The following is a 25,492-nucleotide window of genomic DNA, read 5'->3' as shown; positions in this document are numbered from 1 at the left end:
ACTCCTGGCGTTGGATGGTGGGGCCCGCGGGGGCTCCGTCGGCTCCCGCTGGTCGGGCAACCCTGCAATCGTACGCGCCGCACGCGTGCAGACCAATTCGGGAGGGACGATGCGGGGCGCGGCGACGCACGGACGTCACGTCGCGCGTCTTTCGATAAGTGAGTTATATTCCTGACTTATGGACTCACGTCGCCGGATCATCGTGGAGCTGGTCTCCCAGACGCAGCGCCTCACCCGCCTCGCCGCGCAGGCCACGGGCAACTCGACCCCCGCGTCCGCGTGGCGGCTGCTCGCGATCCTCGACCGCGAGGGGCCGCAGCGCGTGGGAGCGCTCGCCTCCGCGGTCCGGGTGAGCCAGCCCGCGCTCACGCAGCTCTCGCAGCAGCTGTGCGAGCAGGGCCTGGTGACCAAGGGCTCCGATCCGGACGACGCCCGCGCGTCCGTCCTCACGCTCACCGACGAGGGCCGCGTCGCCATCGAGGACTGGCGCGCCGAGCTCGGCGGCGCCCTCTCCCCCTACTTCGCCTCGCTCGACGGCGAGGCGTGGGAGCACCTCGCCGCCACCGTCGACATCCTCACCTCGCTGGACAAGGAGCCCTCGTGAACGCGTCCCTGCTCAAGCAGCCCAAGGCCGTCTGGGCGGTCGCGTTCGCGTCCGTGGTGGCGTTCATGGGCATCGGCCTGGTGGACCCGATCCTGCCCGCGATCAGCGAGTCGCTCGACGCCTCCCCCACGCAGGCGGAGCTGCTCTTCACGTCCTACCTGCTGGTCACCGGCCTCGCGATGCTGGTCACCAGCTGGGTGTCCGGGCGCATCGGCACCCGGTGGACCCTGCTCGCCGGGCTCGGGCTCGTGGTGGTGTTCGCGGCGCTCGCCGGCGCGGCCGGGTCCGTCGACGAGATCATCGGCCTGCGCGCCGGCTGGGGCCTCGGCAACGCGCTCTTCATCTCGACGGCGCTCGCGACCATCGTGGGCGCGGCCTCCGGCGGCGCGGCCAACGCGATCATCCTCTACGAGGCCGCGCTGGGCCTCGGCATCGCGATCGGCCCGCTCCTGGGCGGACTGCTCGGCTCGATGTCCTGGCGCGCGCCCTTCTTCGGGACCGCGACGCTCATGGCGATCGCCTTCATCGCTCTCGCCGTGCTGCTGCGCGGCGACGCGACGCCGCGCGTCCGGGTGCCCTTCAGCGCGCCCTTCCGCGCGCTGCGCCACCCCGGGCTGCAGCGCCTCGCGATCACCGCGCTGCTCTACAACATCGGCTTCTTCACGCTGCTCGCCTACACGCCGTTCCCGCTGGGCTTCGACGCGATCGGGCTGGGCCTCACGTTCTTCGGATGGGGACTCGGCGTCGCGATCACCTCGGTCTGGGTCGCGCCCCTGCTCACCGCCCGCGTGCGCCGCACCACCGTCCTCGCGGTCACGCTCACGTTGCTCGCGGCGGATCTCGCGGTCGCCGCGATCGTGGTCGCGACGCCGGCAGCGCTGGTCGCGTGCGTGGTGGTGGGCGGCCTGCTGCTCGGCGTCCTCAACACCGTGTTCACCGAGGCGGTCATGGAGGTCACGGACCTCCCCCGCACCGTCGCGTCCTCCGCGTACTCCTCCGTGCGCTTCCTCGGCGGTGCCGTCGCGCCGCCGCTCGCGGCGTGGCTCGCGGCGCAGGCCGGCGACTGGCTCCCCTACGTGGTCGCCGCGATCGCGGTGCTCGCGGGCGCGGCCGTGGTCGCCGCCTCGCGGGGCGTGCTCGCGCGCGTCGACGCCCACCTGGGCGAGCCCGCCGAGGTGGAGGCCCAGGCGATCGCCGTGGGCGACGCCGCCTGATCGCGTCCGCGGCCTACAGGAACTGCTGCGGGTCGAATTCGGCGATCGGGATGATCCGCACGCGCGGCAGCGACTCGTTGAACGCGTGCACGTCGTACTCGAGGTCGAAGAACTCGAGGCCTCGCTCCTGCAGCTCGATGAACCCGCTGTTGCGGAACTCGACGAACCCGGCGAGGCCCACGCGACGCCCGTCGAGCAGGTCCTCCATCCCGTCGACGAAGTCGCCGTCGTTGCTGACCAGGACCACGTCGGCGTCGCGCTCGCGCAGCGCCTCCATGGTCCGCTGGATGGCCATGTCGACCACCTTCTCGTGCGGCGCACCGGACAGCGGCACCGGCCGGAACCCGATCGCGAGCAGCGCCTGCACGAACGTCATGGGCAGCTCGTTGTTCGCCGCGAGGAAGAACAGACCCTGCGACTCCTGGCCCCAGCGCTCCTCGACGTGGCGCAGCACGCGCTCCCAGCGCGGGCGCTCCTCCGGTCGCGGGCGCCGGCCCAGGATGGACGTGCCGAGGGTGGCGTCGATGTTCTCGCCGTCGACCAGGACGTAGGTGACCCGCTTGTGTGCCATGCCTGGAGCCTACGCGGGCTTAGCCTGACCGCATGAGCGAGCCGCGCATCGTCCCTGCCAACCAGGCGTCTCGGGAGGATCTCGACGCGATCATGCGCGAAGGCGGGGACTCGAACTCGTGCCGGTGCCAGTGGTTCAAGCTCGCCCAGAAGGACTGGAAGGCCACGGGCCGCGAGGCACGGGACGATGCGCTGGTCGCCCAGGCCGGTTGCGGCCAGCCGGGCGCGGCGACCACGTCGGGGCTGGTCGCGTACGTGGGCGACGAGCCGGCGGCCTGGGTGGCGGTCGAGCCACGCGTCGCCTACCCGCGGCTGCAGACCGCGCGGATCCCGTGGTCGGGGCGCGACGAGGACAAGGATGACCCGGGCGTGTGGGCGGTCACGTGCTTCGTGGTGCGGCGAGGGTTCCGGGGTCGCGGCCTCGCGAAGGCGTTGGCCGTCGCCGCGGTGGAGCACGCGCGCGCCGGAGGGGCGAGCGCCGTCGAGGGCTACCCGCGTGTCGAGGGCGGCACCGTGTCCGACCTTTACGTGGGGTCCCGGGCGATCTTCGCGGCGGCGGGCATGATCGAGGTGTCGCGGCCCACCCAGGGCCGCGCCGTGATGAGGGTGGAGTGGTGATGCTGGTCGTGTCGATGGTGCTCGCGGGGCTCGCGGCGGCGGTGCACGTGTACATCTTCTGGATGGAGTCGTTCGCGTGGATGCGACCGTCGACGCGGAAGGTGTTCGGGATCGCCACCGAGGAGGAGGCGCGGACCACGCGCGCGCTCGCGTACAACCAGGGCTTCTACAACCTGTTCCTCGCGCTGACGGCGGTGGTGGGGATCGTGCTGCTCGCCCTGGACCAGACGGCGGCGGGCGCCGCGCTCGTGTTCGCGGGCTGCGGCTCGATGGCGCTCGCCGCGCTGGTGCTGGTGGCGGGCTCGCGGGCGTACGCGAGCGCGGCCGCGAAGCAGGGCGTGCTGCCGCTGCTCGCGGTGGCGACGCTCGCGATCGCGGTGGCCTGACCGGTCAGGAGGCCGGAGTGCAGCCGGGTGGGGGCGAGTTGCCGCTGACGGTGAAGTCCTCGCACGTGAGGTAGTACGGGTGGAGCCACCCCAGCGCGGCGCTCAGCGCCGCGATCGTCACCACCACGGCGGCCGCCGCGAGCCAGCCGCGCACGGGGACCACCTCGATGAGGTCGTGTCGCAGGGTGGTGAGCAGCACCCACAGCATGACCGGGAGGCCCACCAGAGTCACCGCGGCTCCGAACCACCTGAGCACCGAGCCGAACGCACCGCCCCCGGGCGGGGTCGCGAGCTCCGCGACCACCCACAGGCTCGGCAGCGCGAGGCTCGCGAGCAGCGGCCACGCCGGCCGCGGGCCGCCCTGCTTGACCAGCACCACCAGCAGCGCGGCGGTGGCCGCGGCCCACAGGAGCAGGATCTGCTCGAAGAACACCTGACCCCAGGCGCCCAGCTGGAAGGCGGGCCACCAGATGATGGTCGACGTAGCGACCACGAAGGCGCCCACCGTGCGGCGGGCGCGCTGCGCCTCCGTGGGCGCACCGCCCTCCACCGTCATCGCGCGCCTGCGGGCAGGCCCGTGTCGCGGTACTCGACCGTCTGCACGGTCCAGAACAGCGCGAACAGGCCCAGGACGCCGAACTCGAGCCAGAACACCAGGTGGCTCTGGTCCGCGGTGCCGCGCGTGAGCTCGATGACGCCGACCACCGCGCCGACGGCGAGCACCGCGCCCATGGCCCACGCGATCGCGCGGTAGAGCGGCCCGGCCCGCACCACCCGGCCGGATACGTGGAACGTGCGCCTGCTGTGGCGCGCGTTGATGATCGCCACCAGGATCATCGCCACGATCGCGCCGATGGCCGCTGCGTAGTGCCCGAGGTCGAGGATGAGGCCTTCGACGCCGGCGCCCCACCATCCCCAGAAGCCCGGCACGAACGCGATCCAGAACAGCACGGCGGCGCCGAGCCCCCACCGGTCCACCGGGTCGCCCCACCCGCGCGCCCTCAGGGTGAAGGCGGCGAACACCAGGCCCGCCGCGGCCACGATCGCGAGGCTGGTCACCGTGACGTCCACGAGCTCGAGGTAGCGGGTGGGGACGCACATCTCCCTGCGCGGGCATGCCTTGCCCTCGTCGCCCTTGAGTGGCGTGGGGATTGCCGCGACGATCGGCAGCAGCAGGCCGGCGGCGTCGAGCAGGTTGTTCTCGAGACCTCGCCGCCCGCGGATCACGATCGCGAGCACCCCCGCCGCGAACAGCGTCGCGACGAAGACGCTGCGGACGGGCGTGTAGAAGTACGCGCTCATCGAGCTCAGCCACTCTCCGGAGCGGGCGATGTAGACGCCCAGCCCCACGAACAGCAGCACCACCATGGCCGCCACGGCGACGCGCAGGTAGAGGTACGTGCGGACGATGCCTTCCGACAGGCCGTCATCCTCGAGCACCGCGTCCGTCCCCATCGAGTCCCCCTCGATCGCGCCTTCTCCATTGAAGCACCGGGATCCGACGGCGCGCGGGGCAAGCACCACGCCTGCCCGCGCTCCCCGCGACCCCGCGAGCTTGGGCGCGGCCCCCGGCCGCCGCATCGTCCCCCGACCGCAGTAGTTGACACATCAACCGCATGCCCCTACATTTACTTCAACCTACAAGCAATCAAAGGACTGGCAATGGACACCGTCTTCCTCATCGCGCGCATCCTGATCGCGCTGATCTTCCTTCTCTCGGCCGTCGGCCACATCGCGAGCGCCGACGCGATGGCGCAGTACGCGAACTACAAGGGCGCCCCGGGCGGCAAGGCCGGCGTGATCCTCTCCGGCATCGCCATGGGCGTCGGCGGCCTCATGATCCTGCTGGGCTTCTACGGCGAGATCGGCGCGCTGCTCATCGCGGCCACGCTCATCCCCGTGACGTTCTTCATGCACGCGTTCTGGAAGGAGACCGACGCCCAGGCGCGTCAGACCGAGCAGATCTCGTTCAACAAGAACCTGGGCCTCATCGGCGGCGCGCTCGCGCTGTTCCTGCTGTTCGCGAGCCAGGGCGCGGCGGTCGGCCTCACCATCACCGAGCCGCTGATCTCGATCGCGTAAGGCGAGCACGCGAGGGGGCGGCCCGGTCGGGTCGCCCCCTCGCGTCGCGTCCGGGCTGCTATAACTGCCGCCATGACGAACCGTGGCGCCTGGCTGGCGGCCGCCCTCGCGGCGATGACGCTGAGCGGCTGCCTTCCGGCGTACGGCGCGAGCTTCGACTACCCGGCAGCGCCGGAGGTCCCCGACGGCGCGACGGTGGTGACGTCCGCGGAGGGCCGGGACGACGACGACCCGATCCGCCTCATCGCCCAGGTGATCGACCCGGAAGACCAGGGGCCGGACGCGGCGCGCGAGGCGTATCGCGAGATGTTCCCCGAGTCGGAGGGATGGACCGCGGTCGGCCCGCCCGAGGGGCACCTGCTGTGCCTGCTCCGGCAGGAGGACGAGGACTACGACGAGGTGGTCGAGGTCTCTCCCTACGCCGGCACCGAGCCGCCGTCCGCGGAAGGGCGGCTCCTCGTGGTGAGCAGCCGGTTCCCGGACGCCGTCGAGTGGGCCCCGTGCGACTGGGCGGAGCGCTACATCCCGTTCGAGATCGTCGGGCCGTAGGGACGGGTCGCCCGCACCGACGGCGGCCACGTCGGGGTGACAGGATTTGAACCTGCGACCCTCTGCTCCCAAAGCAGATGCGCTACCAAGCTGCGCTACACCCCGTGTCACCCGAGATCGGGCGATGTTCCTCGTCGCGGCGAGGCTCCGCTACTCTAGTACGCGCCGAGCGCGCGTCAGCGCCGGTCGGCTTCGCGGGTGTAGCTCAATGGTAGAGCCTCAGTCTTCCAAACTGATGGTGCGGGTTCGATTCCCGTCACCCGCTCGAACTGAAGGCCCCTCTCCGGAGGGGCCTTCCGCGTTCCCGAGCGACGCCCACGCGCTCCGCAGCGGCGTCGGCTCGCTCCGCTGATCGGATCGTGCAGAGAAGTCGCGACGGATCTGGCACGGGCTATCAATCCAACCGGCCGCGCCGAAGCAAACCAGCCGCACCCGCGCTCACAACGCCGCCCACGCCTCCCGCCGCTCCATCACCCGCTCGAGCGCGCGCAGGAACCGATCCACAGCCACCGAGTCGATCGTGAGCGGCGGCTTGATCTTGAGTACGTTCTTGTGATCGCCGGTGGGCTGCACCACCACACCCTCGAGCAGCATCGCCTCGCAGATCTCGCGCGCCGCCGCGGGGTCCGGCTGATCCGGCCCGCCAGCAACCACCTCGATGCCCAGGTAGAGCCCCATCCCGTGCACCGCACCGAGCGCCGGGAACCGCGCGCACAGCCCCACCAGACCGTCCCGCAGCATCGCGCCGATCACCCGCGCGTTCTCCTGCAGCCCGTCCTCGTCGAGCACGCGCAGCACCGTCGACCCGACCACGCAGCTCACCGGGCTGCCACCCGCGGACGAGAAGAACGACCCCTCCACCGCGAACGCCTCGGCGATCGCGCGCGTGGTGATGACCGCGCCCAGCGGATGCCCGTTCCCCATCGCCTTCGCCACCGCGATCACATCCGGCACCACGCCCTGCTGCTCGAATCCCCAGAAGTGCCCGCCCAGGCGGCCGTAGCTCACCTGCACCTCGTCGGACACGACCACGCCGCCGCGCGCCCGCACCGCCTCGTACAGACCCGCGAGGTACCCGTCGGGCAGGAGGATCCCGCCGCCGTTGCCGAAGATCGGCTCGGCGACGAACCCCGCCAACGCGACCCCGGCATCTTCCATCGCGGACAGCCGCGCGAGCGCGTCCTCCAGGTAGCCTCCCGCATCCGCGCCCCGGTGCCGCCCGCGGTACGTGTTGGGCGCGTCGAGCAGGTGGACCCAGTCGGGCCGCGAGTCGAGCGCGCCCGGGTTGTCGCCCAGCGACGTCGAGATCGCATCCGCCCCCACGGTCCACCCGTGATACGCCTCCGTGAGCGCGAGGAGGTCCGTGCGGCCGGTCGCGGCGCGCGCGACCCGGATCGCGAGGTCCACGGCCTCGGATCCGCTGTTGACCAGCATCACGGTGTCGAGCCCCTCGGGTGCGCGGGCCGCGAGGGCCTCCGACAGCTCGACCACCGCCTCGTAGTGGAACCGCGAGTTGGTGTTGAGGCGCCGCAGCTGGCGCCCGACCGCGTCGGCGATGCGCGGCTCGCCGTGCCCCAGGATCGCGACGTTGTTCACCATGTCGAGGTACCCGCGACCGTCGGTGTCGAGCAGGTGGTGGCGCCAGCCTCGCTCGATGCGCGGTGGCGCGGCGTAGTAGTGCTCCTGGACCGGGGCGAACGCGGCGTCGCGGGCCTCCAGCAGGTCGCCCGGCGTGCGGAGGGACGATGCGCCGGTCACCCTCCCCAACAGCGGCGCCGGGTCGAGGCACAGGCGGGTCCAGGCGTCGGATTGCTCCGGCGTCACCATCTCCGGCGGGATCAGCCCCGGGACCGCGCAGACCTGCACGTGGAACGGCCCGTCGGCGCGCGCGAGGAGCGTGCCCGTGGAGATCTCGTGGTCCGGACCCACCACGGTCGACACGCGCGACAGGTAGACGGTTACCCCGGTCTCGAGCTGGACGGCGAGGGCGCGCGGCCCGTGCGTCGCCGCGAACCCCGGACCCGGGCTGCGGATCTCGGTGCCAGCCGGCACCAGGACGTCCACCCCGAGCGCGACGGATCGCGGCACGTCACCGGTCGCGGCCTCCGGGGTCAGCCGAGGCTCGCCGTGGCGCGTGACGGCGGCCCCATCGACCGCGGCGACCCTCAGCGCGTCCTCCGGCCACGAGCGCGCGAGCCACTCTCCCCCGTCGCCGGCATCGCCCAGCACCGAGAGGTCCACCTCAGGGGCAGCCGCCACCCCTGCGACCATCGGCGCGAGACCCTCGAGCGCCGCCGGCGCCACCCGCCCAAGCCTCTGCAGAAGGAGCAGCTCGGCCTCGTCGTACCCGAGCGTGAGCGCGCGCTCCAGCATGCGGTCCTCGAGAACCCGACGCACGCGCGCGTAAGCGTTGCCCGGGTCCTCGGCCAGCACCCGCTCCCCCGCCGCCGCGAGCACCACCGCCCGCGACACCACCAACGGCCACACGGCAGCGATCTCCTCGCGGGAGAGTGGCACCACCGCGTCGAACGCGGCGATCGCATCGAACGCGTCGCTGACGGCCGGCCCGTCGTGCTGCAGCAGCGAGCACGCGAGCACCGCGGCCTCCGCCACGAGCCACCCGCGTCCCAGGTCGCCGAAGTCGATCACGCCCGCGATCGCGCCGTCCACATCCACCACCACGTTGTCCGCGGTCAGGTCGCCGTGGATCGGCTGGACGCGGAGCGCATCGCGCACGTGAAGGAGCTGGAACTCCGCCTCGGCCAGCCGGCCGGGCAGTTCCTCGAGATACGCCCCGCCGAGCACCGGCAGCGCCTCGTCGAGCACCCGGCGCGCCTCGCGCAGGTCCCAGTCGCCGCCCTGCCCGAGGCCCGGATGGTCGAAACCCTCCAGCGCCGCAACCACCGCCCCGGCGGTCGCACCGAGCGCGCCGGGCAGCCCGGCGGGTAGGCGGGCGCCGCTCGGAGGCTCACCCTCGAGGAAATCGAGCAGCCGCGCGTGCCCCCCACCCGAAAGCGGCACCACCGCGCGGCCATCGCGAGCCGGATGCACGCGCGGCACCGCGACCCCGGCGGCCGCCAGGTGCGCGACCGCCGCGTCCTGCGCCTCGAGCTCACCCCGCGCGATCCCTGCATGGGACGCCTTGAGCAGGCGGCGCGACCCGTCGGCCAGTGTGAGGAGCACGTTGCGGTCCTCGTTGCTGCCGAGGTCGCGGGCGACGACCACGTCGAGGCCCCACTCGCGGGCGGCCAGATCACGCAGGGAGTCGAGCGAGAGCACGTCGTTCATGATGCGCGCATCGTGTCATGCCACCCGACCCCGCGCCCGGCGGCGCGCGCGTGGGGTTGGGCGACCCGGGCATCGTCCCTATGCCGAGGCCTCCGTGAGCGCACCGATCTCCTCGGCGGAGAGGTCGAGCGTCATCGCCACGAGCAGCGGCTCGAGCTGCTCCACCGTCCGCGCGGACGCGATGGGCGCGACCACCGAGGGCTGCTCGCGCAGCCACGCGAGCGCGACCGAGGCGACACCGACGCCGTGCGCCGCCGCCACCGAGTCGAGCGCCGCGAGCACGCGTCGGCCGCGGTCGTCGAGGTACGCGGACGCGCCGGCCGCACGCGGGCTGTCGACGGTCGCGCCGTCGCGGTACTTGCCGGTGAGGAAGCCCTTCGCGAGCGCCCAGTACGGCAGGACGCCAAGCCCGTGCCGCTCGGCGGCGTCGCGCAGGCCGCCCTCGAAGTCGCGCTCGACCAGGTTGTAGTGCGGCTGCAGCGCGACGGGCCGGTGCAGGCCCTCGCGCTCGACGATCGCGAGCCACGCGTCGATGCGCGCGGGCGAGTAGTTGGACAGCGCGAACTCGCGCACCAGGCCCTCGTCGACCAGCTGGGAGAAGGCCGCGGCGGTCTCCTCGAGCGGCGTCGACTCGTCGTCGAAGTGCGCGTAGTAGAGGTCGACGTGGTCCGCGCCGAGGCGCGCGAGGCTCGCCCGCGCGGCCGCCGCGACGTTGTCCCCCGACAGCCCGGAGAACTCCGGGTGCTGGCTCACCTTGGTCGCGATGAGCACGCGGTCGCGACCGCCGCGGCGCGCGAGCCACTCGCCTATGACGGCCTCGGACTCGCCACCGGAGTGGCCGGGGACCCACGCCGAGTACGAGTCGGCGGTGTCGATCATGACCCCGCCGCCGCCGACGAAGGCGTCGAGCACGGCGAAGGACGCGTCGCGGTCGGCGGTCCAGCCGAACACGTTGCCGCCGAGAGCCAGCGGCGCGCGCGAGAGGTCGAGGGATCCGAGGGTGGTGGAGGCGATCTCAGTTGTCATGCAAGCATCAACCATCGCCTGCCGGGAAGATTCCCCTAGAACAGCCCGAGGATCAGGCCGGCGATGCCGAGCGCGACCGTGTCATGCGCGGTGTCGATGAGCGTGACACCTGGGCTGCGCACCGCGAAGCCGTTGTGGATCGCGTGCGCGCCGCCGCGGAACACCAGGCCGATCACCGCGCCGAGCGCCAGCCCGCCGCCCCACGAGTCGATCCCCAGCCCGACCATCAGCATCGCGAGCAGGATCACACCGAGCAGGTTGAACACGATGGTCCCGCCGAACGCGGCGCCCATGTTGGCGTCCTTCATGAGGTCGTCGGTGACCCCGGCCTTGTCGCGCCACACCTTCCAGAACCCGGCGGGCGAGTACCACCACCACCCGATCGCGAAGCTCACCACGAACGCGACGAGCACCCCGATCCAGTCGATGCCCTCGAACGTGAACCAGTCCATGACCCCTCCCCGGGTCCGCGGGCCGCCGCTGCGGCCCTTCCATCGGAGCGTATCGCCGCCGTGAGACACCAGGGGGGACGATGCGCGGGTCGCGTCGCGCGGCCGGGTCGCCTCAGGCGGGCTCGCGGCCCTCGGCGGCGGCCGCGATGTGCGCGAGGTCCTGGTCGAGCGCCTTGCGAGTCGCCCGCATGCCCGCCCTGCCGAAGACGAACCAGCCGATCCGCTGCGCCGGGCCCGGGTCCGGGGTCTCCGCCGAGAAGTCGCACACCAGGCGTGTGCCGGAGCCCGTGGGCTCGAGCGTGTACACGGTGAGGTACCGCGTGCCGCGGGACTCGGCGTGGATGCTGGTGGTGCGCGGCGCCTCGGACGCCACCACCTCCATCTCCTCGGTCTCCTCGCGGCCCCACATCTTGCGGGTCTCGCGCCACCGGACGCCGACCTCGTAGCCCTCGCCCGCGAGACGCTCGAGGCTGACGATCGCCGGGATCACCTCCGCCGCGTAGTCGAGGTCGGTGATGATCTCCCAGACCCGCTCCACGGTCGCCGCGATCTCGCGCTCGACGCTCACACTGTGCCCGACCATCGTCGATCCCCTCTGCCGGCCGTCCGCCCAGGCTATCCCGCGCAGCCCCCGGCCCCCGCATCGTCCCCCGCGCTCATCGCGAGGAGAAGTGCCTGATGAGGTCTCCGATGTCGGCCTTGAGCCGCACCGTGCCGCCCAGGGTGAAGAACCGGGAGATCGCGCGCCGCATCGCGCGCTCCGCGATGGACGGGTCCGCGTGATAGACGTGGAAGACGCGCCGCACCAGGGTCCCGTCCTCGGACTCGGACAGGAACGTGGTGCACGTGAACGTGCCGTCCTCGCCCACCCTCTCCTGGACCAGGCGGTGGTACGGGTCCGCGGCGACGGTGGTGAGGCGCACCACCACGGGGTCGCTGCTGGCGTCGGTCTCGGTGAGCTGGAGGACGTGCCCCACCTCACCCGGGATACCGGCCTCCGTGACGGCCTGGCTCACCATGGTGAAGACCTCGACGCGGAGGTCGGGGTCCGTCAGCGCGTGCCAGACGTCCTTCGCGGCGGCGGGCACCAGCCCCTCGCGCTCGACCGAGACATCCAGCGGCCCGGGCATGACCCCTCCTTCGCGGGGCGCTCGGGGCGCGCCCCTGGTCCCACCGTAATAGCAGGCGCGGCGATGCGCGCGAAGGGTTGCCCCGGCCGCGGGCGCGGCGCTAGCCTGACCCCGAAGCCCACGAAAGGTCTGGACGATGAGCATCGAGCGCAGTGCGGCCCCCGCACCCGCCTCTGCCGTCCCGACGTGCGCTCCCTGTGACACCCGCTGCCGCTGCTGCGGCTGCTGCTGTCTGTAGAGCGCTGGAAGCGCCTCGCCCGGCCTAGCCGCCGAGCCTCGCCCTCACCCAGCGCTCGCCCCGGCATCAATCGCGATGCTCCTGTGTTGTGCACCCAGAAGTCCCCACCTCTCAAGGGAAAAGAGGAAGTAAACCCATGGCACGCATCTACGAGGACGTGACCGCCCTCATCGGCAACACCCCGCTGGTCAAGATCAACGCCCTCGCCGAGGGCGTCGACGCGACCGTGCTCGGCAAGCTCGAGTTCTACAACCCCGCGAACTCCGTCAAGGACCGCCTGGGCGTCGCCATCGTCGACGCCGCCGAGGCGGACGGCTCGCTGTCCGAGGGCGGCACCATCGTCGAGGCCACCTCCGGCAACACCGGCATCGCGCTCGCCATGGTCGGCGCCGCGCGCGGCTACAAGGTGGTGCTCACCATGCCCGAGACGATGTCCAAGGAGCGCCGCGCCCTGCTGCGTGCCTTCGGTGCGGAGCTCGTCCTCACCCCCGGCCCCGAGGGCATGCGCGGCGCGGTCGAGGCCGCGAACAAGATCGCCGAGGAGCGCCCCGGCTCGATCCTGGCCCGTCAGTTCGCGAACGAGGCCAACCCGGCCATCCACCGCCGCACCACCGCGGAGGAGATCTGGAACGACACCGACGGCGAGGTCGACATCGTCATCGCCGGCATCGGCACCGGCGGCACGATCACCGGCGTGGGCGAGGTCCTCAAGGCCCGCAAGCCCGGCGTGCAGATCATCGGCGTCGAGCCCGCCGAGTCGCCCATCCTCAACGGCGGCCAGCCCGGCCCGCACAAGATCCAGGGCATCGGCGCGAACTTCGTGCCCGAGATCCTCAACACCGAGATCTACGACGAGATCTTCGACGTCGACGCGGAGACCGCGGTCGCCACCGCCCGTGCGGCGGCGCGCAAGGAGGGCCTCCTGGTGGGCATCTCCTCGGGCGCGGCGCTCCACGCCGCCATCGAGGTCGCGAAGCGTCCCGAGAACGCCGGCAAGACCATCGTCGCGATCATCCCGTCCTTCGGCGAGCGCTACCTGTCCTCGGTCCTCTACTCGGACCTCATGGACTGACGCTCGTCACGCCCTCCTCACGTCCCCAGCAGTCCCCACCCGGAGGTACCCAGATGGCATCCGAGATCGGAGCGCTCGCCCGAGCGCTCGAGGACGTCCGCACCGTGCAGAAGCGGGACCCCGCCGCGCCTGCATGGTGGGTGATCGCAGGCTCCTACCAGGGAGTCCATGCCGTCTGGTACCACCGGGTGGCGCACTGGCTGTGGCAGCGGAACATGCGCTCGTACGCGCGCCTGCTGTCGCAGTACGCGCGCCGTGTGACCGGCATCGAGATCCACCCGGGGGCCCAGCTGGGCCGCCGCGTGTTCATCGACCACGGCAGCGGCGTGGTGATCGGCGAGACCGCGGTGGTGGGCGACGACGTGCTGATGTTCAACGGCATCAACCTGGGCGGCACCACCATGAGCCCGGGCAAGCGCCACCCGACCATCGGCGACCGCGTGGTCATCGGTGCGGGAGCCAAGGTGCTGGGGCCGCTGCGCGTGGGACCCGACGCCCGGATCGGCGCGAATGCCGTGGTGGTGAAGGACGTGCCGGACGGCGCGACCGCGGTGGGCATCCCCGCCGTCATCCGCAACCACCCCGGACCCACCGAGGCCTCGACGGCCGCCTCGGCCGTGGACTCGGGCGACTCGCACCGCCACCCCAACCCGGACGCGCCGCCGGAGCCGGTGCGCGAGCCGGCGATGTACTACATCTGAGCACTGCCCGCGAGGGCCTCCACCGTCGAGTGGGGGCCCTCGTGGCGTGCCGGGGCGCATGCGCCGTACCCGGCGTCGAGGAGCGCGAGCAGGTGCGGCGTCGGGGAGTCGGCGCGGTCCCGCGGGGACCACACCGCGGACACGGTCCATCTCCCCCGCCCGCCCTCGAGCGGCACCGCGACCAGGCCGGCCGCCTCGGGCTTGGCCGCCACATGCGCGGGCACCACCGCGACGCCGAGACCGCGGCCGACGAACGAGATGAGCGTGTGCACGTCGCCCACGGTGAACCGCACCCGCCGGTCGCCGCCGGCCGCGGCGACCGCCGCATCGTTCAACGGCCGCATGGCCCAGGACGGATGGAAGTCCACGAAGTCGAAGCCCGCGAGGTCCGCCCAGCCCACGCCGGGCGCCTGCGCGGCCGCGTGGCCCGGCGGGCACAGCAGCACCAGGTCCTCCTCGCCCAGCGTCCGGCTGGGAAGCGCGCCCAGGTGGCCGGCGGCCGCGACGAAGGCGGCGTCGAGCTCGCCGGCGCGGACGCGCGCCACCAGGTCGTGCGAGCCCGCCTCCACGTAGTGCACCTCGACCTGCGGGTGGCGGTGGTGGAAGCGCTCGAGCAGCGCGGCGACGTCCACGATCCCGAGGCACTGCTCGGCGCCGATCCGCAGGATCCCGGACACCTCCCTGGTCGCGTCGACCACGGCGTCCCGCGCCCGGGTCGCGTGCGCGAGCAGCGTGCGCGCGTACGGCACGAAGGCGCGGCCGGCCTCGGTGAGCTCGACGCGGCGCGTGGTGCGGTCGAACAGCGGCGCGCCCAGCTCCTCCTCGAGCGCGCGCACCGACGCCGACAGCCCCGACTGCGACACCCCGACGAGCGAGGCGGCGCGCGTGAAGTGGCGCTCGTCCGCGACGGCGACCACGTACTCCATCTGGCGCAGATCCATTCATCGCCTCCGGTGATGAAACTCATGACTTGCATGCGTTGGACTTCTAGGTTACGACCTTCCTAGACTCGCCGCGACCCTCGATGACGAGACCGCGACGCAAGACGTCGCCTGAATGGAAGATGGACCCATGAAGACCTTCACCCTTCCCGGTACCGAGATCACCGCGCCCGCCGTGGTGCTCGGCCTCATGCGCATCGTCGAGAAGTCCGACGAGGAGGTCCGCGCACTGGTGCGCACCGCCCTCGACGCGGGCATCGACTTCGTCGATCACGCCGACCTGTACGGCCCGCCGTACCACGGCTGCGAGCGGCGCTTCGCGGAGGCCATGCGCCTCACGCCGTCCGAGCGCGAGGCGCTCACCATCCAGACCAAGTGCGGCATCCGCCAGCCCGGGCCGTACTTCGACTTCTCCTACGAGCACATCCTCGAGTCCGTCGACGGCTCGCTCGAGGCGCTCGGCACGGACTACATCGACATCCTGCTGCTCCACCGTCCCGACGCCCTGGTCGAGCCCGACGAGGTCGCGCGCGCCTTCGACGAGCTCCACGCGGCCGGCAAGGTGCGGCACTTCGGCGTCTCCAACCACACGCCCGGCCAGATCGAGCTGCTCAAGCGCAGCGTCCGCCAGCCGCTGGTCGCCAACCAGATCCAGCTGTCCGTCACGCACGCGCCCGCGATCGCGAGCGGCATCGCGATGAACATGGGCGACCTGGACCAGTCGATCGACCGCGACAACGGCGTGGTCGACTACTGCCGCCTGCACGACATCACGCTCCAGGCGTGGTCGCCGTTCCAGTCGCGGTTCTTCGACGGCCCGTTCCTGGGCAACCCGCACTACCAGGAGCTCAACGCCGTGATCGACCGGCTCGCGTGGAAGTACGAGGTCCCCGCGGAGGCCATCGCCGTCGCGTGGCTCACGCGCCACCCCGCGCAGATGCAGGTGGTCCTGGGCACCACCACGCCCGCGCGCGTGGAGGCCGCGGCGAAGGGTGCCGACGTGCACCTCTCCCGCGCCGAGTGGTACGAGATGTTCCGCGCGGCGGGCCACACCGTCCCCTGACCTGCGCGTCATGCGACGAGGTCCCCGTCGCCCGGGTTCACCGGGCGGCGGGGACCTCGTGCGTGTCCCTGGGGAGGGACGATGCGGGGGTTACGCGGCGAACGACCGCAGCATCCACGCGGCCTGCTCGTGCGCCGCGAGGCGCGCGTTGAACAGGTCCGCGGTGGCGCCGTCGCCGGCGTCCTCGGCGACCTCGACGAGCGGGCGGATGAGTCGCGCGAGGGTCTCGTGGTCGCGGGCGAGGTTCTCCACCATCGTCATCGCGTCCGCGGTGCGCTCGTTGTCCTTGATGGACGCGTGCTCGAGGAACTCGGCGAAGGATCCGGGTGCGCCGGAGCCGAGCGCGCGCATGCGCTCCGCGACCACGTCGACCGCGGCCCACAGCTCCTGGTACTGCTCCTCGAACAGCAGGTGCAGCGAGCGGAAGTGGGGGCCGGTGACGTTCCAGTGGTAGCCGTGGGTCTTCACGTACAGCGTGAAGGTGTCGGAGACCACCTGCGCGAGGCCGGCGTTGATCGCCTTGAGGTCCTCGGCCTTGATGCCGATCTTCGGGGTCGACTCGGTGGTCTTCACGGGCGTGGTGGCAGCCATGGTTCCTCCTCGGTGTCGGTGTGCGGCGCCTCGGGTGTCGGCGCCGTCCACACGCGGCAACCGACCGAGGGCCGCGAGCATTCCCGGCCGCGGGTGATCACCGTCACACCCCTGGCACGGAATGCCCACTTTGACTGATACGTTCCCGGACCATGGAGCACATGCGCCTCGACCCCACCCGCAAGGCCCACGCCGAGACCTGCCCCGCGCCGGTCCTCACCGACGTGCCCGGCGACGACGAGCTCGCGCTCGCGCTCGCCCGCACCCACCGCGTGGCGATCGTCGGGGCGTCGCCCAACCCCTCGCGCACCAGCTACCAGATCGCGGTCTGGCTCATGGAGAACACCCCCTACGAGCTGTACCTGGTCAACCCCGCCGCCGCCGGCGAGGAGATCCGCGGCCACGGCTTCTACGCCTCGCTCGCGGACCTGCCGGTTCCGGTGGACATGGTCGACGTGTTCCGTCGCGCCGAGTTCACCCCGTCGATCGCGGCGGACACCGTCGGGATCGGCGCGAAGGCGCTGTGGCTGCAGCTGGGCATCAGCCACCCCGACGCGATGTCAACCGCGCGCTGCGCCGGCCTGGTCGCGGTGCAGAACCGCTGCATCAAGGTCGAGTACCGCCGGCTCGAGGACCGCATCGCGTCCTTCCGCGCCCTCTGACGCCCCTTCCCCGGGCCGCTTCCAGACCCGCTCGGGCGGCGACGCGCCGCGACCGTGCCAGCCCGCGCATCGTCCTCGATGCCACCATGGCGATATGTCCGTCACGCCCGGTTATCGCCTGATCTCGCTCGCCTCCGACCGCGCGGGCGACATGCTCGACGTCAACCGCTGGGCCTTCACCGGCGACATGCGCCCCGAGGACCTCGACGCGTACGCCTCCGAGATCCCGTTCTCGCGCACCCGCGCGATGGAGATCCAGGACCCCGCGTTCGGCGAGGTGGGCGGGCTCGCGGGCGTCGCGGCCTCCTACACGTTCCGCCTGCGGGTGCCCGGCGGCTCCCTGGTGCCGGTCGCGGGCCTCACCTGGGTGGGCGTCCACCCCGGCCACCGCCGTCGCGGCCTGCTGCGCGCCATGATGGGCGACCACCTCGCGGACGCGCGTGCGCGCGGCGAGGTCGCGTCCGCGCTGTACGCGGCGGAGACGGAGATCTACCAGCGGTTCGGCTACGGGCTCGCGGCGCGGCAGGTCGACGCGCGGCTGCCGCGGGGCGCCGAGCTGCGCGACGTGCCGGGTTCCGACGCGCTGCGCGTGCGCATCGAGGACGCGAGCCTCGAGCGCCACGGCGCCGCGGTCGCCCGCATCCAGCGGCGCATCGAGAGGCCCGGCACGCCCACCCTCGACCACGAGGAGACGCTCCGGGCGCGGTTCGGCGACCCGATCGCGCACCGGCGCGACAGCGAGCGCATGAGGATCCTGCTGGTCGAGGACGCGGACGGCGTCCCGGTGGCGTACGCGTTCTTCCGTCGCGAGGGCAAGTGGGACGAGGACGGCGTTCCCGGCGGCAAGGTGCACACGTGGTCGTTCGGCGCGGTCGACGCCGCCGCGACCCACCGGCTGTGGTCGGTGCTGCTCGACCTCGACCTCATGGGCTCCGTCGAGGCGATGCCGCTCGCGACCGACGACGCCCTGCTGTGGCTCCTCAAGGACCCGCGCGCCGCACGCGCCCGCATCCGCGACAACATCTGGCTGCGGATCGTCGACGTGCCGGCGGCGCTCACCGCGCGCGAGTACCTGTGCCCCGTCGACGCGGTGATCGAGGTCACGGACCCGCTGTTCCACGACAACCACGGCCCGTGGCGCGTGACCTCGCGCGACGGCGAGGGACACGTCGAGGCGGCGCCGGGCGCGACGCCGGACCTGGTGATCGGGGTGCAGGAGCTCTCGGCGGCCTACCTGGGCGGGGTCAGCCTGGGCGCGCTCGCGGCCGCCGGCCTGGTCGAGGAGCGCACGCCGGGCGCGGTCCACGCGCTCGCCGCGGCGTTCGAGTCGACCTCCGCGCCGGTGTGCAACCTGTTCTTCTGAGCAGGTCGCGCACGCGCGTCGGGGCCTAGCGTCGCGCCTCGTAGTCCTTCATGAGGTCGATGCGGCGCTGGTGGCGCTCGTCGCCGGAGAACGGCTCGGCGATGAAGGCGTCCGCGATCGCGGTGGCCTCCTCGAGCGAGTGCATGCGCCCGCCCAGCGAGCCCACCTGCGCGTCGTTGTGCTGACGCGCCAGCTTCGCGGTCTCGACGGACCAGATCAGCGCGGCGCGGATGCCGGTGACGCGGTTCGCCGCGAGCTGCTCGCCGTTGCCCGAGCCGCCGATGACGATCCCGAGGTCCGCGCCCTCGCTCGCCGCGACGGCCTCCGCGGCGGCGATGCACATCGGCGGGTAGTCGTCGAGCGCGTCGTACTCGTGCGCGCCGTGGTCGACCACGTCATGGCCGGCCTCGGTGAAGTGGGCGATGAGGTGCTGCTTGAGCTCGAAGCCGGCGTGGTCCGCGGCGATGTGGATGCGCATGCCGCCCATTGTGCCAGCGTGCGGGAGGGCGGGCGCCCGGACGTCCGCGCGCGGGCGACCCGCGCATCGTCCCCCGGCGGTGGAGGGACGATGCGCGGGCTCGCCGTGAGCGAAACCTCGCCCGGGCGTCGGTGGTCGCCCCTAGGGTGAGAGGCATGACGCTCCACTCCGGCATCGACCAGTCCGAGTTCTCGCCCACCGTCCGCGCGCAGGACGACTTCTTCCGGTACGTCTCCGGGCCGTGGGAGGAGTCCCACGTGATCCCGGGCGACCGCTCCGCGGACGGCTCGTTCTACACGCTGCGCGACGAGGCCGAGAAGCAGGTGCGGGTCATCATCGAGGAGGCGTCGCGGGAGTCGCAGATCGGCGCCCTGTACGCGTCCTTCATGGACGTGGAACGCGTGAACGCCCTCGGGGTGGAGCCGCTGCTGCCCGACCTGGCGAAGGTCGAGGCCGCCTCCTCGCACGAGGAGCTGGCGCGCGCGATGGGCGAGCTCCAGCGCGACGGCGTGTCCGGCACGGTGGGCTACTACGTGTTCGCCGACCGTCTGGACCCCGCCCGCAACGTGGTCTACCTGGGGCAGTCGGGCATCGGGCTGCCGGACGAGGCGTACTACCGCGACGACGCGCACGCGGAGACGCGAGAGAAGTACGTGGCGCACGTGGACCGCATGGCGGGGCTCACCGGCCTGGAGTTCGACTCGTCGACGGTGGTGGGCCTCGAGACCGCGATCGCGCGCGAGCACTGGGACGTGGTGAAGACCCGCGAGGCGGAGCTCACCCACAACCCCACCACGCTCGAGGGCCTGGCCGCGGACGCGCCGGGCTTCGAGTGGGCCGCGTGGGCGGACGCGATCCGCATGCCGGCGGCGGCGCACGCGCTGATGGTGGTGGGCGAGCCCTCGTACTTCACGGCGTTCGCGAAGATCTGGGAGGAGACGGACCTCGCCACGTGGAAGGCGTACCTGCGCTGGCGCATCGCCAACTCGCGCGCGGCCTACCTCACCGAGGACCTGTCGAAGGCGAACTTCGACTTCTACGGCACGGTGCTGTCGGGCGCCACCGAGCAGCGCGAGCGCTGGAAGCGCGCCGTGAGCCTGGTCGAGGGCGTCGCGGGCGAGCTGGTGGGCCAGGAGTACGTGTCGCGGCACTTCCCGCCGGCGTACAAGGTGCAGATGGACGCGCTGGTCGCGAACCTCATCGAGGCGTACCGCGTGTCGATCGAGGCGCTGGACTGGATGACGCCGGAGACCAAGGAGCGCGCGCTCGAGAAGCTGCGCCAGTTCACGCCCAAGATCGGCTACCCGGAGAAGTGGCGCTCCTTCGACGGCCTCGAGCTGTCGCCCGAGGACCTCGTGGGCAACGTGCGCGCGGCGAGCGCGTTCGAGGAGGACTGGGAGTGGGCCAAGATCGGCAAGCCGGTCGACCGCTCCGAGTGGCTCATGACGCCGCAGACGGTGAACGCCTACTACCTGCCCGTCGCGAACGAGATCGTGTTCCCCGCGGCGATCCTGCAGCCGCCGTTCTTCCACCCCGAGGCGGACGACGCGATCAACTACGGCGGCATCGGATCCGTGATCGGCCACGAGATCGGGCACGGCTTCGACGACCAGGGCTCCAAGTACTCCGGCACCGGCGCCCTCGAGGACTGGTGGACCGAGGCCGACCGCGCCGCGTTCATGGAGCGCGCGAAGAAGCTCATCGAGCAGTACAACGGCTACTCGCCGCTGCAGCTCGCCGGCTCGCACCACGTCAACGGCGCGCTCACGGTGGGCGAGAACATCGGCGACCTCGCGGGCGTGGAGATCTCCCTCAAGGCCTACGAGATCGCGCTGGGCCACCCCATCGCGGAGGCGCCCGAGCTCGACGGCCTCACCGCGGTCCAGCGGTTCTTCATCGGCTACGCGCTGACCGAGCGCATGAAGGTGCGGTCCGAGGCGCTGGTGACGCGGCTGGCGACGGACCCGCACTCGCCGTCCGAGTTCCGCGTCAACGGGATCGTGCGCAACATGGACGCGTGGTACTCGGCCTTCTCGGTCGATGCCGAGGACGCGCTGTGGCTCGAGCCCGAGGAGCGCGTCTCCATCTGGTGAGGTGGGTGGCACGAGAATGGCCCGGCCCCGCTGCGGTTCTCCACGGTTCGCCGGGGTTGGTCAGGGTTCGCCGCTGCTCAGCGCTGCTCGCCCCTGTTCGCCGCGCCCAGTGATACGCCGGAGCAGATCCGCGGCCATTTCTCTGCACCGGGCTATCACCGGGGCGCCTGAGCATACGAGCGTGCGATCGGCACGCTCGCCGGTTCGCGCCGCTCGAGCTCGTCTCGGACGCTCCTCAGCCGATTAAGACATCTACCAGGCAAGACGCTGCGGCAGGTCGAGCGGAGTCAGTTGAGATTCCTTGTCATGGCATTCCTCCCGATTGCCGTGACAAGGAATCTCGACTGGCTCCGTTCACCCTCCGCGGCGCACGCACAGAAGCCGGAGCACGCGGGCGGCGGTCCGGTGCGCACGAGGAGGGCCACCGGTTCAGTTGATCGGATCTTGCAGATCCACCACGCCTTTTCTGCGCCGGATGATCAGTGAGACCACGGGCGCCCCGGGTGCGGGCTGACGTCTCCCCGTGACACCTGGGTGCCCGCACAGCGGCATGTGCGAGCACCGTGGTGTCACCAGGAAGCGGCGAGCACTCATGTGTCACCGGGACGCGCAGGTCGGCGCCCCGCAGCGCGCACCAGCCCACGCCTCAGCGGTGCAGGTAGACCCGCGCCTCCCACGGACCCAACGGCACCTCGCCGGCACCGGCCGGGTAGGGCGTGGCGGACACCCCGAGGTTGTGCAGCACCAGCCCGCCGTGCGCGACGTCGACCGCCGCGGTGACCTCGGCGCCGGAGATGTTCGCGACCACGGTGAGCACCGTCCCGTCGAGCACCCTCCGGTACGCGAACACCTGCGGGTCCTCCGCGAGCAGCATCTCGAAGGAGCCGTGGGCGACCACGGGCTCGGCGTGGCGCAGCGCGATCAGCGCCTTGTAGAACGCGGACACCGAGTCCGGGTCCTCCCGCTGCGCCTCAGCGTTCAGCCACGTGTGGTTGGGCGTCACCCGCAGCCACGGCGCGCCCGTGGTGAAGCCGCCGTGAGCGGACCCGTCCCACTGCACCGGCGTGCGCGCGTTGTCGCGGCTCATGGCGGCGAGGCCGTCGAGGATCCGCTGCTCCGGCACGTCCATCTCGCGCAGCTCGTCGTAGGCGTTGAGCGACTCGACGTCGCGGTACTGATCGATCGAGGTGAGGCCGGCGTTCGTCATGCCCAGCTCCTCACCCTGGTAGATGTACGGCGTGCCGCGCATGAGGTGGAGGACGGCGGCCAGCGCCTTGGCGGAGGCGGCCCAGTGGTCGCGGTCGTCCCCGAAGCGGGAGACCACACGCGGCTGGTCGTGGTTGTCCCAGTACAGCGAGTTCCAGCCGCGCTCCGCGAGCGCGGCCTGCCAGCGCCCGAGGATCGCCTTGAGCCGCACCAGGTCGAGCGGCTGCGGGTCGAACTTGCCCAGCGGTCCGTGGTCCACGTCGACGTGCTCGAACTGGAAGACCATGTCGACCTCGGCGCGGTCGGGGTCGGTGAACAGGATCGCGTCGTCGACGGTCGCGCCGGGCGTCTCGCCCACCGTGAGGTAGCGACCGGTGCGCCCGGCGAACACCTCGCGGTGCATCTCCTGCAGGAACTCGTGGTTGCGGGGCCCGCATGCGTACAGCGGGAAGCCGTTGCCCAGCCCGCCGGGGAGCGGCTCGCCGTCGCGCAGCGGCAGCACCTTCGAGATGAGGTTGATGACGTCCATGCGGAAGCCGTCGACCCCCCGGTCGAGCCACCAGTTCATCATCGCGTAGACGGCCTGGCGGACCTCGGGGTTCTCCCAGTTGAGGTCGGGCTGCTTCTGGTGGAACAGGTGGAGGTAGTACTCGCCGGACTCCTCGTCGAGCGCCCACGCGGGTCCCGAGAAGAACGCGCGCCAGTTGGTGGGCTCCGCGCCGGGCGCGCCGGGCTCGAAGCCGTCGCGCGGCGGACGCCACCAGTACCAGTCGCGCTTGGGGCTGCGCTTGGACGCGCGCGACTCCAGGAACCACGGGTGCTCGTCGGACGTGTGGTTGACCACCAGGTCCATCACGACCTTCATGCCGCGCGCGTGCGCCGCCGTGAGCAGCGCGTCGAAGTCGTCGAGGTCGCCGAACGTCGGGTCGATCGCCTGGTAGTCGGAGATGTCGTAGCCGTTGTCGGCCTGCGGCGAGGCGTAGATGGGCGACAGCCAGATGACGTCGACACCGAGCCACTCGAGGTGATCGAGCCGCGACCGGATCCCCTGGAGGTCCCCGATCCCGTCGCCGTTGGAATCCTGGAAGCTTCGCGGGTACACCTGGTACACCACCGCGGACTTCCACCAGTCGTCGCTCACGGGCGCTCCTCTCGCATCGTCGCCCTGTCCACCCTAGTCCGACTGCTCGAGGGCGAGCCGGGCGTAGAGTCCCCCGCTCGCGAGCAGCTCGGCGTGGGTGCCCGACTCGACGATGCGCCCGCGTTCGACCACGTGGATGACGTCCGCGCCGCGGACGGTGGACAGCCGGTGCGCGACCACCAGCGTGGTCCGTCCCTCGGCCGCGCGGTCGAGCGCGGCCTGCACCACCCGCTCGGAGACGGTGTCGAGCGCGCTGGTGGCCTCGTCGAGCAGCAGCACCGGCGGGTCCTTGAGCAGGACGCGCGCGATCGCGATGCGCTGCTTCTCCCCGCCCGACAGGCGGTAGCCGCGCTCGCCCACCACCGTCGCGTAGCCGTGCTCGAACCCCATGATCGCGTCATGGATGTTCGCCCGCCGGCACGCGTCCTCGAGCTCGGCGTCGGTGGCGTCGGGCTTGGCGTAGCGCAGGTTCTCCGCGATGGTCGCGTGGAACAGGTAGGTCTCCTGGCTCACGACGCCCACGTGCTCGACGACGGACTCGTGGCGCAGGCGGCGCACGTCCTCGCCCGCGAACAGCACCGCTCCCCCGCTCGCCTCGTGCAGCCGCGCCGCGAGGTACACCACGGTGGTCTTGCCCGCCCCGGACGGACCCACGAAGGCGTGCGACGTGCCCGGCTCGATCCGGAACGTCACGCCGTCCAGGGTGGGCGCGGCATCCTCGCGCGCGCCGGGATACCGGAACACCACGTCGCGGAACTCGACCGCGCCCAGGGGGCCCGGCGCGTCCTCGACCCCCACGGCGTCCGGCGCGTCGCGGATGGCGGGCTCGAGGTCCAGGTACTCGAAGATCCGCGCGAACAGGGCGCGCGAGGTCTGCACCTCGAGGGCGACCCGCATGAGCGCCATCAGCGGGAACAGCAGGCGCGACTGAACCGCCGTGAACGCGACGATGGTGCCCGCGGTGAGCACCGTCGACCCCTGCGAGATGAGCAGCCCCGCCGCGAGGTAGATGACCGCCGGCACGGAGGACATCACCACGGTCACCAGCCCGAAGAACCACTGCCCCGTCATGGCCTGCTGCACCTGCAGCCGGATCTGGGTGGCGTTCTCCGCGCGGAAGCGGTCGGTCTCGAGGCGCTGACGGTTGTAGACCTTGGACAGGAGGATGCCGCTGACGGACAGCGTCTCCTGCGTGATGGCGGTGAGCTCGGACAGCGACTCCTGGGTGCGGGCGGCGATGCGCGCGCGCACCCGTCCCACCCGCCGCTGCACCATCACCAGCGCGGGCATGAGGATCACCGCGAGCACCGTGAGCCGCCAGTCGAGCAGGATCATCGCGACCAGCGAGGCGGCGACCGTCACCGTGTTGCCCACGATGCTGGACACGAACGTGGTGAGAACCCCGGAGACCCCGCCCACGTCGTTCTGCAGGCGCGACTGGATGACGCCGGTCTTGGTGCGGGTGAAGAACGCCAGCTCCATCGACTGCAGGCGCGCGAACAGCCGCTCGCGCAGGTCGCCCGTGACCCGGTTGCCCACCGAGGAGGTGAGATACGTCTGCCACACCTGCAGCCCCGCCGCGACCACGTAGATGACGATCATCACGGCCACCAGCTCCGCGAGCAGCCCCACCTGCACGGTGCCCGAGGCCGGGAACAGGGCGTTGTCGAAGATCCGCTCGACTATCAGCGGCGGCACCACCGTCGCGGCCGCCGCCGCGACCACCAGCACCGCGGTGGTGATCAGCGCGCCGCGGTAGGGCCGGAACAGGGCGACCACGCGCGGCCACAGGTCGGGGATGTCGGGCGCCTCCGCGTTGAGGGCGCGCTGCGCCTCCTCGTCGAAGCTCGCGAGCCGCATCCCGTTCTTGCCGCCGCCCATGGCGGCGCGGCGGCTGCCGGCGGGTGCGGGATGGCTCATGGGGAGAGCCTAGGGCCGCCCTACGACACCCGACCCCCGCGCGAGGGGACGATGCGGCGGTCCCGGCCGTCGCATCGTCCCGCGGGCGGCGCGTGCCAGACTGG

General features: G+C 72.0%; 25 protein-coding genes and 2 tRNA genes. 13 read left to right on the top strand and 14 right to left on the bottom strand.

Features of this window, described 5'->3' with window-relative positions; translation table 11 throughout:
* The first annotated feature begins 178 nt into the window (after positions 1-178).
* Both AOM05_RS05485 and AOM05_RS05480 read left to right on the top strand, forming a co-directional pair.
* Positions 179-604, top strand: coding sequence for a MarR family winged helix-turn-helix transcriptional regulator (locus AOM05_RS05485; protein ID WP_062520104.1), 426 nt, complete (start codon positions 179-181; stop codon positions 602-604).
* A complete protein-coding gene (locus AOM05_RS05480) occupies positions 601-1,818 on the top strand; it encodes an MFS transporter (protein WP_062520103.1) in 1,218 nt (405 codons plus the stop codon). Before AOM05_RS05485 ends, AOM05_RS05480 begins: the two co-directional genes overlap by 4 nt.
* 13 nt (positions 1,819-1,831) lie before the next feature.
* On the opposite strand, the gene AOM05_RS05475 is transcribed toward AOM05_RS05480, so the two are convergent.
* Positions 1,832-2,389 carry an NYN domain-containing protein gene (locus AOM05_RS05475; protein ID WP_062520101.1) on the bottom strand — a complete coding sequence of 186 codons (558 nt, stop codon included), beginning with the start codon at positions 2,387-2,389 and terminating at the stop codon, positions 1,832-1,834.
* 32 nt (positions 2,390-2,421) lie between these two features.
* Here AOM05_RS05475 and AOM05_RS05470 point away from each other — a divergent pair, with 32 nt between their 5' ends.
* Both AOM05_RS05470 and AOM05_RS05465 read left to right on the top strand, forming a co-directional pair.
* Positions 2,422-3,006, top strand: a complete 585-nt coding sequence (locus AOM05_RS05470) for a GNAT family N-acetyltransferase (protein WP_062520100.1) — start codon at positions 2,422-2,424, stop codon at positions 3,004-3,006.
* Positions 3,006-3,392 carry a DUF1304 domain-containing protein gene (locus tag AOM05_RS05465; protein ID WP_062520253.1) on the top strand — a complete coding sequence of 129 codons (387 nt, stop codon included), beginning with the start codon at positions 3,006-3,008 and terminating at the stop codon, positions 3,390-3,392. Before AOM05_RS05470 ends, AOM05_RS05465 begins: the two co-directional genes overlap by 1 nt.
* A 4-nt stretch (positions 3,393-3,396) precedes the next feature.
* Here AOM05_RS05465 and AOM05_RS05460 read toward each other — a convergent pair whose 3' ends face one another.
* Positions 3,397-3,948, bottom strand: a complete 552-nt coding sequence (locus tag AOM05_RS05460; RefSeq protein WP_062520099.1) for a hypothetical protein — start codon at positions 3,946-3,948, stop codon at positions 3,397-3,399.
* Positions 3,945-4,847: a hypothetical protein gene (locus tag AOM05_RS05455; RefSeq protein ID WP_062520097.1), complete on the bottom strand. Its 903-nt coding sequence runs from the start codon at positions 4,845-4,847 to the stop codon at positions 3,945-3,947. The genes AOM05_RS05460 and AOM05_RS05455 overlap by 4 nt, the downstream gene beginning before the upstream one ends.
* 207 nt (positions 4,848-5,054) lie before the next feature.
* On the opposite strand from AOM05_RS05455, the gene AOM05_RS05450 reads away from it, so the two are divergent.
* Together AOM05_RS05450 and AOM05_RS05445 are read left to right on the top strand one after the other, a co-directional pair.
* Positions 5,055-5,474: a DoxX family protein gene (locus tag AOM05_RS05450; RefSeq protein WP_062520095.1), complete on the top strand. Its 420-nt coding sequence runs from the start codon at positions 5,055-5,057 to the stop codon at positions 5,472-5,474.
* Positions 5,475-5,546: 72 nt separating this feature from the next.
* A complete protein-coding gene (locus tag AOM05_RS05445) occupies positions 5,547-6,023 on the top strand; it encodes a hypothetical protein (protein WP_062520093.1) in 477 nt (158 codons plus the stop codon).
* A 31-nt stretch (positions 6,024-6,054) separates the two neighbouring features.
* Here the strand turns inward: AOM05_RS05445 and AOM05_RS05440 are convergent.
* Positions 6,055-6,128 (bottom strand) — tRNA-Pro (locus AOM05_RS05440).
* An 89-nt stretch (positions 6,129-6,217) separates the two neighbouring features.
* On the opposite strand from AOM05_RS05440, the gene AOM05_RS05435 reads away from it, so the two are divergent.
* Positions 6,218-6,288, top strand: a tRNA-Gly gene (locus AOM05_RS05435).
* 173 nt (positions 6,289-6,461) lie between these two features.
* Here AOM05_RS05435 and AOM05_RS05430 read toward each other — a convergent pair.
* The 5 genes from AOM05_RS05430 to AOM05_RS05410 all read right to left on the bottom strand — a co-directional run bounded on the left by AOM05_RS05430 (position 6,462) and on the right by AOM05_RS05410 (position 11,919).
* Positions 6,462-9,311 (bottom strand): aminotransferase, encoded by a 2,850-nt coding sequence (locus AOM05_RS05430; RefSeq protein ID WP_062520092.1) that lies wholly within the window; start codon positions 9,309-9,311, stop codon positions 6,462-6,464.
* A gap of 78 nt (positions 9,312-9,389) precedes the next feature.
* A complete protein-coding gene (locus AOM05_RS05425; RefSeq protein ID WP_062520090.1) occupies positions 9,390-10,337 on the bottom strand; it encodes an aldo/keto reductase in 948 nt (315 codons plus the stop codon).
* Positions 10,338-10,372: 35 nt separating this feature from the next.
* Positions 10,373-10,789 (bottom strand): DUF1761 domain-containing protein, encoded by a 417-nt coding sequence (locus tag AOM05_RS05420; RefSeq protein WP_062520089.1) that lies wholly within the window; start codon positions 10,787-10,789, stop codon positions 10,373-10,375.
* 112 nt (positions 10,790-10,901) lie between these two features.
* Positions 10,902-11,372, bottom strand: a complete 471-nt coding sequence (locus AOM05_RS05415; protein ID WP_082097286.1) for an SRPBCC family protein — start codon at positions 11,370-11,372, stop codon at positions 10,902-10,904.
* Positions 11,373-11,445: 73 nt separating this feature from the next.
* On the bottom strand, positions 11,446-11,919 hold the full coding sequence (locus tag AOM05_RS05410) for an SRPBCC family protein (RefSeq protein ID WP_062520085.1): 474 nt from the start codon (positions 11,917-11,919) through the stop codon (positions 11,446-11,448).
* Positions 11,920-12,293: 374 nt separating this feature from the next.
* On the opposite strand from AOM05_RS05410, the gene cysK reads away from it, so the two are divergent.
* Both cysK and cysE read left to right on the top strand, forming a co-directional pair.
* A complete protein-coding gene (cysK, locus tag AOM05_RS05405) occupies positions 12,294-13,229 on the top strand; it encodes a cysteine synthase A (protein ID WP_062520083.1) in 936 nt (311 codons plus the stop codon).
* Between the two features lie 53 nt (positions 13,230-13,282).
* Positions 13,283-13,930: a serine O-acetyltransferase gene (gene cysE, locus AOM05_RS05400; protein WP_082097285.1), complete on the top strand. Its 648-nt coding sequence runs from the start codon at positions 13,283-13,285 to the stop codon at positions 13,928-13,930.
* On the opposite strand, the gene AOM05_RS05395 is transcribed toward cysE, so the two are convergent.
* Positions 13,921-14,871: a LysR family transcriptional regulator gene (locus AOM05_RS05395; RefSeq protein ID WP_082097284.1), complete on the bottom strand. Its 951-nt coding sequence runs from the start codon at positions 14,869-14,871 to the stop codon at positions 13,921-13,923. The genes cysE and AOM05_RS05395 overlap by 10 nt on opposite strands.
* 130 nt (positions 14,872-15,001) lie before the next feature.
* Here AOM05_RS05395 and AOM05_RS05390 point away from each other — a divergent pair, with 130 nt between their 5' ends.
* On the top strand, positions 15,002-15,934 hold the full coding sequence (locus tag AOM05_RS05390; protein WP_062520082.1) for an aldo/keto reductase: 933 nt from the start codon (positions 15,002-15,004) through the stop codon (positions 15,932-15,934).
* 90 nt (positions 15,935-16,024) lie between these two features.
* Here AOM05_RS05390 and AOM05_RS05385 read toward each other — a convergent pair whose 3' ends face one another.
* Complete coding sequence (locus tag AOM05_RS05385; RefSeq protein ID WP_062520080.1) at positions 16,025-16,525, bottom strand: Dps family protein; 501 nt, start codon at positions 16,523-16,525, stop codon at positions 16,025-16,027.
* 152 nt (positions 16,526-16,677) lie between these two features.
* Here AOM05_RS05385 and AOM05_RS05380 point away from each other — a divergent pair, with 152 nt between their 5' ends.
* Both AOM05_RS05380 and AOM05_RS05375 read left to right on the top strand, forming a co-directional pair.
* Positions 16,678-17,187 carry a CoA-binding protein gene (locus AOM05_RS05380; protein WP_062520079.1) on the top strand — a complete coding sequence of 170 codons (510 nt, stop codon included), beginning with the start codon at positions 16,678-16,680 and terminating at the stop codon, positions 17,185-17,187.
* Between the two features lie 94 nt (positions 17,188-17,281).
* Complete coding sequence (locus AOM05_RS05375) at positions 17,282-18,550, top strand: GNAT family N-acetyltransferase (RefSeq protein ID WP_062520077.1); 1,269 nt, start codon at positions 17,282-17,284, stop codon at positions 18,548-18,550.
* A gap of 25 nt (positions 18,551-18,575) precedes the next feature.
* Here AOM05_RS05375 and AOM05_RS05370 read toward each other — a convergent pair whose 3' ends face one another.
* The gene (locus AOM05_RS05370) at positions 18,576-19,028 is read right to left on the bottom strand and encodes a ribose-5-phosphate isomerase (protein ID WP_062520251.1); all 453 of its coding nucleotides are present in this window, start codon (positions 19,026-19,028) and stop codon (positions 18,576-18,578) included.
* 155 nt (positions 19,029-19,183) lie between these two features.
* On the opposite strand from AOM05_RS05370, the gene AOM05_RS05365 reads away from it, so the two are divergent.
* Entirely contained in the window at positions 19,184-21,121 is a 1,938-nt protein-coding gene (locus AOM05_RS05365; RefSeq protein ID WP_062520075.1) for a M13 family metallopeptidase, read from the top strand.
* A gap of 646 nt (positions 21,122-21,767) precedes the next feature.
* On the opposite strand, the gene AOM05_RS05360 is transcribed toward AOM05_RS05365, so the two are convergent.
* Both AOM05_RS05360 and AOM05_RS05355 read right to left on the bottom strand, forming a co-directional pair.
* On the bottom strand, positions 21,768-23,468 hold the full coding sequence (locus AOM05_RS05360; RefSeq protein ID WP_062520074.1) for an alpha-glucosidase: 1,701 nt from the start codon (positions 23,466-23,468) through the stop codon (positions 21,768-21,770).
* A gap of 33 nt (positions 23,469-23,501) precedes the next feature.
* Positions 23,502-25,349, bottom strand: coding sequence for an ABC transporter ATP-binding protein (locus AOM05_RS05355; protein ID WP_062520249.1), 1,848 nt, complete (start codon positions 25,347-25,349; stop codon positions 23,502-23,504).
* Positions 25,350-25,492: the final 143 nt, after the last annotated feature.

The organism is Demequina silvatica (assembly GCF_000971215.1).
In the GTDB taxonomy this organism is placed as follows: Bacteria; Actinomycetota; Actinomycetes; order Actinomycetales; family Demequinaceae; genus Demequina; species Demequina silvatica.
This window is presented reverse-complemented; position numbering and strand designations above follow the sequence as displayed.